This window comes from Campylobacter sp. BCW_6464 (assembly GCF_001762775.1).
Taxonomy (GTDB): Bacteria; Campylobacterota; Campylobacteria; order Campylobacterales; family Campylobacteraceae; genus Campylobacter_D; species Campylobacter_D jejuni.
On the sequence record NZ_MJXM01000037.1, the window covers coordinates 46023 to 58621 of the forward strand.

Here is a 12599-nt window from a genome sequence, read left to right on the forward strand (position 1 = left end):
AATTATCTCTGAAAATTTTATTTAATCAAGGATATAGTATGCGTAATTTTTTTTGCAAATTTGTTTTAGCGCTTGTATTTTGCTCAAGTTTTGCGTTAGCAAATAATAGTTTTATTACTCTTAATCCAAATTTACCCAACTCCGAAAATAGTGTAATAGAAGCATTTTCTTATAAATGTATACATTGTTATAATCATCATAAATTTGGAACCCTTGAAAAACTAAGAGAAGCTTTTCCAAATTTACATTTTAAACTCTATCCTGTAAGTTTAATGAATAGAGATTTTTCCAAAGAAATGAATGATCTTTTTGCCTTTGCTCAATACAAAGATGAGCAAAATGGTAAAGACGCGAGTTATTCTGATAGTTTATCTCATAAACTTGCTGATGTTTATTTTGTTTCTTATTTTTTAAACAAGCAAAGAAATTTTTCGAATTTAGATGAATTTTACGACATAGGTTTAAAGGCTATGAATGTAAATAAAAATGAAGTATTAAATTTTTTAAATACCCCAAAAGCTAAAGAAATTTTAAGCGAGTTTCAAAGAGCTAATGATATAGCTAAAACCTATGGCACCCCTGCTTTTGTTGTTAATGGAAAATATCAAATTAACCCAAGTGCAATCAATTCGATGCAAGATTTAGAAGATCTAGTTAAAAAATTAAGTAATATGAAATAATAAATTTTTTAAGGCAATAAAAATTGCCTTAAAATTATTTTTTGATCATATTTGTATAAGGTCCATAGCGATGTTGGGTTGTAGAAAAGCTATCATCATAAGGTCCTACATCCATATCCAAAGGCTTAACCTTTCTATCTGGAAAGTCTTTATCTCTATTTGCTTTAATAGGACGGGCTTGTGAATTCATGTAAGCTGCTACATCATAAGCATCTTCAAGACTTAAGTCAGGCGCACCTTGAGGCATATTTTCTTTAATATAAGAAGCAGCTTTGATAAGACGATACATTCCAGCTCCTGTATTATAACTATCATTGCCCCAAAGTGGTGGATAAAGATAATACGCGCCTGCGCTATCCTCATTTTTAAGCCCTAATCCATTTTCTTGATGACAAACGGCACATTTATCCATATAAATTGCTTTACCTTTTTTAGGATCAGCTGCTCTCGAGATGAAATCTATCTTCTTAAGCCCCTGCCCTTCTATCTTAGCTCCTACTGGAACTCCTTGAGATAACCATTGCATATAAGTTAGCATGGCTTTCATTTCAGGCGCATCACTAGGCATTCTTTTGCCATTCATAGAGCGTTCAAAACAGCCATTGATCCTATCTGCTAAGGTAATTACTTTATCTCCTCTGGCATTATATTGTGGAAATCTTGCCCAAATTCCTACAAAACCTGATTGATTTTGTACACTTCCACCATTAGCATGGCAACTTGAACAAGAAAGATTATTTCCCGCAAATCTTTTTTTAGGATCTTTGGCCTGTGGACCTACATATTTGCTTGTTTCATTAAGAATTTTATTTCCCAAAATAACCATTTTGCTATATTCTGAATTTTTTGGCATTTTAGTTTCATCTATGGTACCATCTTCATTTAAAGCCTTAGGTAAATTCCATTTGGCAGTAGGTAGATCAATACCTGTTGCACTCTTAGTTTTTTCCAAATTTGGATCTAAGGCTAAAGCACAACTTCCACATAACAACAAAGTTAAAACTATAGAAAATTTATTCATCATTTTTCCTCCTTAAATTTGTCTAATTCGAATTCAGTATATAACTTTGCTTCAAAAAAGTCAATAAAAGTTAATAATATTTCAATAAAAAACTTCAAATTCTTAAAACAATATTTATTTGCCTTATAATTAAAACTTTAAAATAAAAATAAAGTTTTTTTGATAAAATTGAAGTTTGCAATATTTTTAGAGGTTGGTTTAATGAAAAATTTAAGCATTCAAGAAAAAAAAGACTTAGATAACTGCGTTTTTCAAAATCTTGGAAGGCAAGATACTTTTACTTTAAGTGCGATTTTTAAAAATTTTTATTTAAAAATTAAAGCATTTATTTATTCTAAATAATACCACTTAAAATCTTTTTTTGTGCAAGAAAGATCTTTAAAAGAAGGCGATTGGATAAATAGTTTGCACTCTTTATCCAAATTTTCTATTCCGTATATTTTCATAGCCATTCTTGAGTCATGTCTTGTAAGTTCTATTCCAACGCAAGCTTGATTGTTGATTTTATAAAGCAAAGTACCACCATCTTTTTCATCTATATTTAAAACATCCAAATTCTTATTTTTACTCATATCTTTTATATCTTTACTAAAAGAATATCGGAGTTTATAATATATCATAATATCCTGCATGGTATTTTTCAAATTTTGTAAATTTTCATTAATCAAGTATCCATTATTTTTATAAAGTTTTAAAAAATCTTCATTAAGAAATTTTTGAAAACTTTCATCTTTAGATAATTTTTGACAAGAGTTATAGCTATTTAAAATTCTAACTTGACCAGCTTCTATTAAAAGCTCAAGGCAATCTTTATTTTCTTGTGAAAATTGTACTAATTTAACTTCTTGAATCTTAAAATCTTTGTTCGGTTTTTTTTCATAAGCAAAATCATTTAATTTTTCGTAAATATTAGCAAAACTTAAAGAATATAAACTAAAAAAAATTAAAATACACTTTTTCATTGAAAAAAATCTTTGTATTTATTTTTTAGAAATTCCACCACTTCTAAAATTTCATCAACCCCTTCTTTGTTGGAATTTTCGAGCACATTATCTATATTATCAATATAAGCTTCTATTGCATTTTCTAATTTTTCTCTTTTAACTCCAGCGTATAAAAGCATAGCTTCTAAAACTATGCTAAGCTCATATTGTAAATCTTCTAGTTCATTTTTTAAGGTTTTATTATTGTTTTGATTCATTGTTTTCCTTTTTAAGTTTTTTGCTTTTAATTAAATCAATAATTTGAGCCTTAATATGATTATAATTTGCTCCATCTTTAAATGTCGCAAAAAGTCCACCACTAGCATTTTTATGTCCACCACCACCTACTAAATTTTTAGCCATTAAACTTACATCTATTTTTCCATTTGCACGAAAACTTAAGGTTTTTCTAGAACTAACATCAATAAAAAAGTCATAATCAGGATTTTTTACTAAAAAATCATTTCCAATAACAGAAGTATTGCCTATATTTGAAGTTAAGATGCCTTTATGGCCTTCATATTCTATACTGAAATTTTCTTTTAGCTCACTTAGTTTTTCAACTACAAAATAAGAAATTAAATTAGAAAGAGTATCATCATTTTTTCTGGCAAAATAATCCTTTTTTATAAAATGAGTAGCATTATCGAGTAAAATATTCGCATTTTCTTTTCCTATAAATTTCCAAGCCTTATCAAGCAAGAAAAACATATAATCGATTTGAGATTCTTTAAACATCACGCGATTTATTTCTTTTGCATTGGCAATCAAGCCTAAAAAAACCTTTCCAAGTTCAAAATTTTCATCCTCGCTTAGCCAAATATCAACAGCATTAACTACATCAACAAATTTTGAAAGTTTTAAAACTGGGGTGCAGATTTTAGAGAAAAAATCATAAACGATTTTAGTTGCACATCTTTTAGAATCAAGTAAATACCAAGAATATTTTTGAGCGCATTCTTCACCACTCTGATGATGATCAAGAAGAAAAATTTTAATATTTTTCTCTTTACAAATTTTTTCAAATTCTTCGCATTGATTTAAATTTAAATTTAAATCTGTTATTAGAATAATAGCTTTTCCGAAATTTTCATCTTTTTCTATATCGCCTATAATAGAGTTAAAATTTTCATTAATTTCTTTACCATAATTAGAATTATAAAATTTCACATTTTTAAAATAAAAATTTACTACAAATTGACAAGCATAACCATCAAGATCTGTGTGCGAAAGATGATAAATTTTCATTATATTCCTTAAAGTTCTATCCTAATAATACCCTCGGTATTAAAATTTGTATTTTCTGCAATTTCTGCAAAACTTAACACTACTATATTAATGCTAAAATTATAACAAATATCAGCAATGAATTTTCTAAGTTGCGGTTCAACGCAAAGTATAAAAGGCTTGATACGACCATTTGCTACCGCGGCAACTTCAGCCCTTAGAGTATCTACTAAAGTGCCTGTTTGAGCTACACTTAAAGGCAAGTGATAACTTCCATCTCTAAATTGTACATTTTCCATTAAAACTGCAGAGCTAGCAGAGTCTAAGATAAAAATATCCAAATTTCCTTTATCATCTAAATACATATTTGTAATCATCCTAGCTAAAGACGCCCTTACATGTTCAATAATCATATCAAAACTCTTGCTTACTTCTGCTATATCGCTTACAGATTCTAAAATAGTAAGCATATCTTTAATTGGTATGTGATGCTTAAGCAAGTCTTTGAGAATTTTTTGAATAAGACTTACAGGTGCAACACCTAAAGCACCTTCTACAATGATTGGATAATCATTTTTAACCTTATCAAGAAGATTTTGCACCTCTTGGCGTGTAAGAAGTTCGCTTGCGTGTGCTTTGATAAGTTCGCTCATATGTGTTGAAATAACACTTGCAGGATCTATTACTATATAGCCATTTAATGTTGCTTCATCTTTTAAATTCGCATCAATCCAAAGTGCATCAGAGTTAAAAGCAGGTTCTTTTGTAGCAATCCCTTCTATCTCTTCTGTGATAAAACCACTATCCATGGCTAAATATTTATCCGGATAAATTTCAGCACTTGCTATAGACACGCCCTTGAGTTTAAAACTATACTCATTTGGTTTAAGTCTTAAATTATCTCTTATTCTTATTTTTGGCATTAAAAATCCTAAACTTTCAGCAATACTTCTTCTCATTGAGCGAATTCTTTCTGTAAGTTCGTTTTCAGCAAGCTTAATAAGTCCGTATCCAAGTTCAAGTTCTAAAATTTCAACTTTGAGTATGTCGTTAATCTTGTGCTCTTCTTCTTTGAGAATTTCCTCTTCGCTTTTCTTAGCAGGTGCTGCCGTTGTCCCACCTGCTCCACTTTGAGATGCAGCTGCGGCACTTGGTTTGCTTTTTTTAACTGTGGTTATATCAATTTTACCTTCCTTAACCTGCTTGGTAAGATAGCCAAGACTTAAAAAAACTAAAGCCATAAAGCCCAAGGATAAAGTTGGCAAACCAGGTACTAACGCAAAGATAAAAAGTACAAAACCTACTATTAAAAGTGTGCGATATTCACTTAAAAGTTGAGTTAAAGTTCCTTCTGCAAAATTTTCCTCATCTTTGCTTGCACGAGTGATAATTATAGCGGTTGCAGTAGAAGTAATAAGCCCTGGAATTTGCGATACAAGTCCATCGCCTATGGTTAAAATAGTATAAGTAGATGCAGCATCGCTTAAAGCCATATCGTGCTGAAAAGATCCTATTAAAAAACCACCTATGATATTTATAATAGTTATGATAATTCCTGCAACAGCATCTCCTTTGATAAATTTAGAAGAACCATCCATTGCACCATAGAAGTTTGCTTCAGCAATAACTTCTTGACGTCTTGCTCTAGCGGTTTGTTCATCGATAAGTCCTGCATTTAAATCCGCGTCAATAGCCATTTGTTTACCCGGCATTGCATCAAGTGTAAATCTTGCTTGTACTTCAGAAACCCTTGTACTACCTTTTGTTACAACCATGAAATTAATCAATACTAAGATACAAAATACAATCACACCAATGACCATATTTCCACCAACAACAAATTCTCCAAATGCTGCTATAATCTCACTCACAGCTTCAGGGCCGTTTTGCCCTTCGCTTAAAATCATCCTTGTAGTAGCTATATTTAAAGAAAGTCTAAATAAAGTAATAATCAAGATTAAAGTTGGAAAAGTTGTTAAATCTGTCGGTTTAGGTATATAAATAGAAATTAAAATAATTAATACTGATAAAGCTATACTTAAAGCTAAGAAAAAGTCCAAAATAGGACTTGGTAAAGGAACTATGATAATAGCTAAAATGCAAACTAAAAAACCAACAATAGTTAAGCTTTTAGCTTTTAAAACAGGAGCAATTAAAGGCCCCAAAAAAGGAAAAACTAAATCGACTATTTTATTTTTTGCCATTATTTTTCATAATATCTTCTAAAGTAATAGAATCTAAAAATTCATCTACTTTATTTTGTAAATTTACTAACATAGGCATTAAGGTGCAATTTTTTTCTTTATTATTTGGACAAGTACCACCACTGCATTCAAATACACTGATATCCTTTTTTTCAGCACTATTAACAATTTCTTTTATAGTATATTGATTTGGTTCTTTGATTAATGCAAAACCACCTTTTGCCCCTTTAAAGGATTTTAACAAACCATCTTTAGCTAAAGTTTGTAAAATTTTAGCTAAAAAACTTTTGGGAATATCAAGCTCTAAAGCTAAAGAATCTACATCTTGAGGTGTTTCTTTTTGAGAAATATAAATTAAAGAAAGTAAAGCGTATTCGCTAGCTTTGGTAAATAGCACAGATTCTCCTTATTATAACTATAGAAATAGCTGTAATTATAATAAATAATTCTTAGAAAAAGACTTAAATTTTGACAAAACCTTCTAAAAAGGATAAATTCAGTTTATTTTTTGCTTTTTAAGATAAAATTACAGTTCTTTAATTTTATTATTTTACCAATCAGGAGGTCTATCATGGCTTTGGATTCGGCCAAAAAAGCAGAAATAGTTGCGAAATTCGCTAAAAAACCAGGTGATACTGGTTCAACAGAAGTTCAAGTAGCTCTTTTAACTGCAAGAATTGCAGAACTTACAGAACATTTAAAAATCTACAAAAAAGACTTTTCATCAAGACTAGGACTTCTAAAACTTGTAGGTCAAAGAAAAAGACTTTTATCTTATCTTAAAAGAAAAGATTATAATTCTTATAGTAAGTTAATTACTGAATTAAATCTTAGAGATAAATAATTTTTAAGCCCTTTTTACGGGGCTTTTTCTTTTTAAATTTCTTCTTTTGTAATCAGTTTTATATATCAAAAATACAAGAAAAATCTTACAAGATTTCCCTTTGTCCTTTGGCATCAGGTTCGCTTAAAATCCCGTTTTGCGTAAGTTGTTCAATAATATTTGCAGAGCGGTTATAGCCGATTTTTAAACGGCGTTGCAAATAAGAAATGCTTGTTTTTCCATCTTCTAAGATCACTCTTTTGGCTTCTTCATAAAGCTCATCTACTTCCCCATCAAAGCTTTCATTTGTTGTAACACCCACGCTTTGCTGATCTTTTAAAAAGCTTTCATCATATTCTACGCTTTGTTGATCCTTTAGAAAATCCACGATTTTTTCTATTTCAAATTCGCTTGCAAAAGGCGCATGCAAACGCACTATAGAGCTTGTTCCAGGAGGAGTAAATAAACAATCCCCTCTTCCAAGTAAACTCTCAGCACCCATAGCATCTAAAATAACTTTAGAGTCAACTTTTTGCCCTACTTTATAAGAAATTCTACTTGGCAAATTCGCTTTGATCAGCCCTGTTACAACATCAACAGAAGGTCGTTGTGTAGCTACAATCAAGTGAATTCCACTTGCTCTTGCCATTTGTGCAAGTCTTCCTATATAAAATTCTACATCTTTACCCGCAGTCATCATTAAATCAGCAAGTTCATCAATAATTACTACAATAAAAGGGAGCTCTTCGCTACCTAATTCTTTCATTTTTTCATTGTAATTTTCTATATTTTTGGTTTTTGCATCTGCCATTAAACGATAGCGTCTTTCCATTTCAGCCACCATATTTGAAAGCGCATTGACCGCTTTTTTTGGATCTGTGATAACAGGAGTTAAAAGATGAGGAATATCATTATAAATGCTAAATTCAAGCATCTTAGGATCTATCATCATCAAACGCAAGGTTTTAGGAGAGTTACGATATAAAAGACTTAAAAGCATAGAATTTATCCCCACACTTTTACCGCTACCTGTAGTTCCTGCGATGAGTAAATGCGGAAGTTTTTTAAGATCGGTTACAAAAGCATTGCCTACTATATCTTTGCCCAAAGCTATAGTTAAAGGACTTTTAGCATTTTTAAAAACTTCGCTTTGTAAAATTTCTCTTAGGTAAATAGTTTGAATTTCATCATTTGGGACTTCTATGCCTACAACATCTTTTCCTGGTATTGGAGCTTGAATACGGATTGATTTTGCCATTAAAGCCATAGTTAAATCATCTTGTAAATTTAAAATACGACTTACTTTTACATCTGCGCTAGGACGAAATTCAAAAGTAGTTACAACAGGACCAACATAAGTGCTTATAACATCGCCACCTATTTTAAAACGACGCAACTTTTCAAGAAGATTATAAATTTTTTTATCTATTTCACTTTCATTGATTTCTTGTCTATGCTCTTTTGGATTAGCTAAAAAATCTAATGGTGGCAAGGTGAAATCTTTTGGTTTTTCTATCTCACCCTGCTCTATTTCACGCAATAAAGCTTGGTTAATAGCAATTTCTTTGGCTAAAACTGCTTTTTGAAGTTTAATTTCTTGATCATTTGTTTTTTCATTATCGATTTTAATTTCTGTATTTTGGATAAAATCGAGTGTATTTTTTTCTTCTATAACTATTTCATTTATATTTTTTATAGGAGTAGGTTCTATATAAGGATGATTTAACTCTTCTACAATAGGAGTAAATTCGAAGATATTGTCTGCTTTATCTGGATTTTTATTTTCATTTATTTTGTTTGATTCTTCTGTTTCTGTTTTGATTGTCTTTGAGTTATTAAAACTGTATTTATTCCCTTCTATAATATCGCTTGAATTTATCGCATCATATTCTTCTAATTTTTTAATTTCTTGTTTTACTTTATTTTCTAAAATTTCATTTTGATAGGCTTTGTATTCTTGTTCTAGTTTTTCTTTTTTTATCAAATTCTCTCTAAGTTCAAGCTCTTTTGTGAAAATTTTTGGTTTAACTTCCTGTTTAGAAACTGGAATTTCAATATTTTTACGCTTATAACTTGGCTCATCTAAATTTTTATTTGTATCTATTTGCTTTATATCTTCAAGTTTTTTAGGTTTTAAAAAACGTTCAGGAATCATATCTACCCCTTCTTCTGAAATAAAATTAAAATCTTCATCAAGGCTAATGCTCATTTTGCTAGCCTTTTGTGCGAAATTTCGCACTTGTTGAGAATGCTCATAAACAAAACTTCTTGATTCTTTTAAGCTTTGTGTATCAATCTCTATGGTTTCATCTAAAATTTGATTTTTTAGTTTTTCAAAGTTTTCCTTAGCTGTGGTAATTGAATTTTTACTTGCATTGATATTGCAATCTTTGATTATCTGTTCTAAGTTATTGGTTTTTTCTTTTTTATTTATTTGCAAATTCTCATAAATACTATCTTGCAAAATATTTAATTTTGGAGCCATAGGTTCTGATTTACCTACATCTTCTTTCTCATTTTCTCCGCCAAATACACGCATAAGTAAAGATTTAAAAGCTTGCTCTACTTTTAATAAAAAAGTAAAATCTAATTCTATTTTTAAAATTTCTTTTGCAAATTTCGGAAACAATAAGATCAAAGAAAATAGCAAAAGTAAAAGAGCAAAAATTCCACTCCCTGTATGTCCTAAGATTATAGAAAAAAATCCATATACAATTTCTAAAATATACCCAAACTCTCTATAAAAGACAGAAAATAAAAGCAAAGTAGAAAAAAAGGCCAAAGAAAAACCAAAAAGCTCTCTACGCTTAAAATTTTCTATTTTATAATTTTTTCTATAGTAAAGATAATTTAACACAAGTAAAAAAAATGGATAATAATACCCAAATTCTCCAAATAAAAATAAATTAGCCTTGTAAACCCATTCTCCCATGCTAGGTGCTAGCATACAAAGACAAATATAAAAAATAACAAGTGTAGAGCTGGTAAAAATGGCTTCTTTTTTAATATTCTTTCCTTAAAAATAAAATCAAAGCCAAATTATACCATAAATTTTTACATATAATTTAATAAGCTAAGTTGAGAAATTGTTGTACTAGCCTTAAGAGAAGCTTGATATGCAAGTTGAACTTGCATTAAATTCATCATAGCTTCACCATAATCTACATCAATAACATTTGACTTAATGCTTTGCACATTTACGCTTAAGAAATTTACTCGAGTATTGACACCATCTATAGTATTATGATAAGCTCCCATGGTTGTATTAAGCTTGCTGATATGATCTGCTAAATGATCGAGTCTTTCTAAAGCTCCTTGCATTCCGGTATTTCTTGGATCGGCCGAATTTCCATCGGCTCTCATATTACCACTTAAAACCGCATCTATCATAGTATCTAAATCTTTTATAAGATCAACATTTGGTTCATCTATAACTAAAGCATTATTGGCACTAAAACTAAAATTTGGACCATTCTCTACTTGCGCAGTTGTGGTATAAGGTGGTTGCGGAAAATGTCCACTTTGAGAATCACTTAAAGAAATTCCTATGTTGGTTCCTGAGGATAGCTTATCGGTAACGCTAATGCGACCTTTATAATCCATACTTACATCAACAGTAGCTTGAGAATCTTTCATGAGTTGTTGTAAACTATTATAACCATTTGCATCAACTTTTCCATTTGCAGCTGTTATGCTTTGGGTTGGAATTTTATCTGCGGCAAACATACCTATAATATCATTGATTTGACCATAAGTAATATCATTTGATCCTGTAACAACTCCACTATTTCCAGTTGCAGGATCAGTATGGGTTATAGGAAAACTTATGGTTTGACCTGGATTATTAGGATCAGGATAGCTTACAGTTGAAGTTTGTAAATTTATGGTAACATCGTAAGAATTTCCACCTTTGGAATTGACTTTTAAATTTAAAGTAGTACCATTTAGACTATTTCCTGCCATTACCTCGCTAAGTTTGGTTGAATCAGTTGCATAAGCATTACTTCCTTTAATAACTTGAGAAACATTACCATAAACAGTATTTCCATCTTTTTCAAAATAAACATTATCATAATCTGCACCATTGGCTTTGTTGCCAGCTGAATCAGTCATATTGCTTTTAATAAAATCAGTTTGAGCTAAACTAAAGGTAAACTCTTGCTCTTTTCCATCTTTTCCTGTTAACTTAATAGTAACTGGACTAGTTGGATTGGTAATATCACCATTTTTCATAGCCTCTTGCATAACAGCATTGGTAACATTATCCATGTTAAGATCATTATCCTTAACAAATTTTTCCATTGCTTTGAAACTTTCTGTTTTGTCCATTTGTGGAGTATAGGCTACGGCATGAAAGTCTAATTTATTATTGCCTTGTTTTAAATCTGTGATTTGAATTTGACCACTATTATTGATGCTTACTTCTACAACTTTATTATTAGCAGTGTTGCCATAAAGTGCACCAATTTGCTCTAATACATCTTCTATTTTATCATCTGGTTTTACTAAAACTGCACTTTTAAAGCTTGTTCCATCTGGTTTTGTTCCTTGAACATAGAGTGTTGAAGGTGGAAAATTAAGTTTTCGGTCTTTATCTTCAAAATCTATATCCGGATCTAATTTTCCATCTTTTACATAATTTTGCCCGATAAGCTGCTTCCAAGCAGAATCCCCGTTTAAATATTCTTGTTTATCTTTATCTGTATAACGATTATCTGTAAAACTGATATTAGTAGTAATTTGTTTTTTATAGTCTCCATCTGCTTTGAAAAATAAATCCCATCCAGGTATATTATAAGGACTTTCAGTTCCAGCTCCAGTTACTACATTGATATTATTTTTATCTCCATAATAATTACCATTGGAATCAAAAGGTTTATTTGCAACTTGTGAGCCTGCAAAAAGATACTGACCATTAACGCTAGTATTTGCAAGCTGAACTATACTCTCTTTTATGCGTTCTAATTCTTTTGCTATAGCCTCCCTTGAAGTTTGAGAGTTCCCATCACTTGCAGCTTGAGTTACTTTAACTTTAAAATCTTCAAGAAGTTTTACCATATCTTGCAAAGCTTTCATGCTGTTTTGAGTCATTTCTTTTGCACTGTTTGTTGCTTGTTTTACTTGTTCTAATGTTTTAATTTCATATTCAAGACGCGTATTATCTATATAAATGCTTGCATCTTCATATGAATTTTGTATTTTTAAACCTGAAGCAAGTTGTTGAGATATCTGATATAAAGCACTTTGACCGCCCATAGAATTATTCACACTATTTGTGAAATTAAGTTTATTTGTAATTCTCATTTTTTTCCTCTAAAGTATTAAAGTTAAAATCTTTTCAAACATTGCTAATAAACAAAAGCAATAACTGTTCCAAAAATTTAAATTACATAATTTTATATAATCTTTTTGAAAATACTTTTTATTTTTAAAGTATTTTTTAGTCTAAAAAAGTATAATTTCAACTTTAAATCTTAAAAATGAGCCCGAGTGGTGAAACTGGTAGACGCGCCAGACTCAAAATCTGGTAAGGGCAACCTTGTGTCGGTTCGAGTCCGACCTCGGGCACCACTTATTTTTTGCGGGAATAGCTCAGGGGTAGAGCACAACCTTGCCAAGGTTGGGGTCGCGAGTTCGAATCTCGTTTCCCGCTCCATAGAG

11 protein-coding genes and 2 tRNA genes are annotated in these 12599 nt (G+C 30.4%); 5 read left to right on the plus strand and 8 right to left on the minus strand.

Going from position 1 to position 12599, the window contains the following annotated elements; translation table 11 throughout:
* Window positions 1-38 precede the first annotated feature (38 nt).
* Window positions 39-680 carry a thiol:disulfide interchange protein DsbA/DsbL gene (locus AJ885_RS02360; RefSeq protein WP_070280687.1) on the plus strand — a complete coding sequence of 214 codons (642 nt, stop codon included), beginning with the start codon at window positions 39-41 and terminating at the stop codon, window positions 678-680.
* Window positions 681-714: 34 nt separating this feature from the next.
* On the opposite strand, the gene AJ885_RS02365 is transcribed toward AJ885_RS02360, so the two are convergent.
* Window positions 715-1701 (minus strand): c-type cytochrome, encoded by a 987-nt coding sequence (locus AJ885_RS02365; RefSeq protein ID WP_044779283.1) that lies wholly within the window; start codon window positions 1699-1701, stop codon window positions 715-717.
* Between the two features lie 201 nt (window positions 1702-1902).
* Here AJ885_RS02365 and AJ885_RS10420 point away from each other — a divergent pair, with 201 nt between their 5' ends.
* The gene (locus AJ885_RS10420) at window positions 1903-2043 is read left to right on the plus strand and encodes a hypothetical protein (RefSeq protein ID WP_002861506.1); all 141 of its coding nucleotides are present in this window, start codon (window positions 1903-1905) and stop codon (window positions 2041-2043) included.
* On the opposite strand, the gene AJ885_RS02375 is transcribed toward AJ885_RS10420, so the two are convergent.
* From AJ885_RS02375 to AJ885_RS02395, 5 genes are read right to left on the minus strand one after another with little or no spacing between them, the layout of a single operon-like run.
* Entirely contained in the window at window positions 2031-2663 is a 633-nt protein-coding gene (locus AJ885_RS02375; RefSeq protein ID WP_070210077.1) for a hypothetical protein, read from the minus strand. The genes AJ885_RS10420 and AJ885_RS02375 overlap by 13 nt on opposite strands.
* Window positions 2660-2902 (minus strand): hypothetical protein, encoded by a 243-nt coding sequence (locus AJ885_RS02380; protein ID WP_002852415.1) that lies wholly within the window; start codon window positions 2900-2902, stop codon window positions 2660-2662. The genes AJ885_RS02375 and AJ885_RS02380 overlap by 4 nt, the downstream gene beginning before the upstream one ends.
* Window positions 2886-3932, minus strand: a complete 1047-nt coding sequence (locus tag AJ885_RS02385; RefSeq protein ID WP_070210076.1) for a DHH family phosphoesterase — start codon at window positions 3930-3932, stop codon at window positions 2886-2888. Before AJ885_RS02385 ends, AJ885_RS02380 begins: the two co-directional genes overlap by 17 nt.
* Before the next feature lie 8 nt (window positions 3933-3940).
* Window positions 3941-6115: a flagellar biosynthesis protein FlhA gene (gene flhA, locus AJ885_RS02390; RefSeq protein ID WP_002852599.1), complete on the minus strand. Its 2175-nt coding sequence runs from the start codon at window positions 6113-6115 to the stop codon at window positions 3941-3943.
* Window positions 6102-6512 carry an Rrf2 family transcriptional regulator gene (locus AJ885_RS02395; protein WP_002861509.1) on the minus strand — a complete coding sequence of 137 codons (411 nt, stop codon included), beginning with the start codon at window positions 6510-6512 and terminating at the stop codon, window positions 6102-6104. Before AJ885_RS02395 ends, flhA begins: the two co-directional genes overlap by 14 nt.
* A gap of 174 nt (window positions 6513-6686) precedes the next feature.
* Between AJ885_RS02395 and rpsO the strand changes: the two genes are divergently transcribed.
* Window positions 6687-6959 (plus strand): 30S ribosomal protein S15, encoded by a 273-nt coding sequence (gene rpsO, locus AJ885_RS02400; protein WP_002852579.1) that lies wholly within the window; start codon window positions 6687-6689, stop codon window positions 6957-6959.
* Window positions 6960-7044: 85 nt separating this feature from the next.
* Here the strand turns inward: rpsO and AJ885_RS02405 are convergent, their stop codons facing one another.
* On the minus strand, window positions 7045-9885 hold the full coding sequence (locus AJ885_RS02405; RefSeq protein ID WP_044780499.1) for an FtsK/SpoIIIE family DNA translocase: 2841 nt from the start codon (window positions 9883-9885) through the stop codon (window positions 7045-7047).
* 107 nt (window positions 9886-9992) lie between these two features.
* A complete protein-coding gene (gene flgL / locus AJ885_RS02410) occupies window positions 9993-12242 on the minus strand; it encodes a flagellar hook-associated protein FlgL (RefSeq protein WP_002861511.1) in 2250 nt (749 codons plus the stop codon).
* A gap of 180 nt (window positions 12243-12422) precedes the next feature.
* Here flgL and AJ885_RS02415 point away from each other — a divergent pair.
* Window positions 12423-12509 (plus strand) — tRNA-Leu (locus AJ885_RS02415).
* 10 nt (window positions 12510-12519) lie between these two features.
* A tRNA-Gly gene (locus AJ885_RS02420) sits at window positions 12520-12594 on the plus strand.
* Window positions 12595-12599: the final 5 nt, after the last annotated feature.

Excerpts from the sequence above, each read along its gene's own strand:
- AJ885_RS02360 (WP_070280687.1), top strand. The coding sequence starts at position 39 with ATGCGTAATTTTTTTTGCAAATTTGTTTTAGCGCTTGTATTTTGCTCA.
- AJ885_RS02365 (WP_044779283.1), bottom strand. The coding sequence starts at position 1,701 with ATGAATAAATTTTCTATAGTTTTAACTTTGTTGTTATGTGGAAGTTGT.
- AJ885_RS10420 (WP_002861506.1), top strand. The coding sequence starts at position 1,903 with ATGAAAAATTTAAGCATTCAAGAAAAAAAAGACTTAGATAACTGCGTT.
- AJ885_RS02375 (WP_070210077.1), bottom strand. The coding sequence starts at position 2,663 with ATGAAAAAGTGTATTTTAATTTTTTTTAGTTTATATTCTTTAAGTTTT.
- AJ885_RS02380 (WP_002852415.1), bottom strand. The coding sequence starts at position 2,902 with ATGAATCAAAACAATAATAAAACCTTAAAAAATGAACTAGAAGATTTA.
- AJ885_RS02385 (WP_070210076.1), bottom strand. The coding sequence starts at position 3,932 with ATGAAAATTTATCATCTTTCGCACACAGATCTTGATGGTTATGCTTGT.
- flhA (WP_002852599.1), bottom strand. The coding sequence starts at position 6,115 with ATGGCAAAAAATAAAATAGTCGATTTAGTTTTTCCTTTTTTGGGGCCT.
- rpsO (WP_002852579.1), top strand. The coding sequence starts at position 6,687 with ATGGCTTTGGATTCGGCCAAAAAAGCAGAAATAGTTGCGAAATTCGCT.
- AJ885_RS02405 (WP_044780499.1), bottom strand. The coding sequence starts at position 9,885 with ATGCTAGCACCTAGCATGGGAGAATGGGTTTACAAGGCTAATTTATTT.
- flgL (WP_002861511.1), bottom strand. The coding sequence starts at position 12,242 with ATGAGAATTACAAATAAACTTAATTTCACAAATAGTGTGAATAATTCT.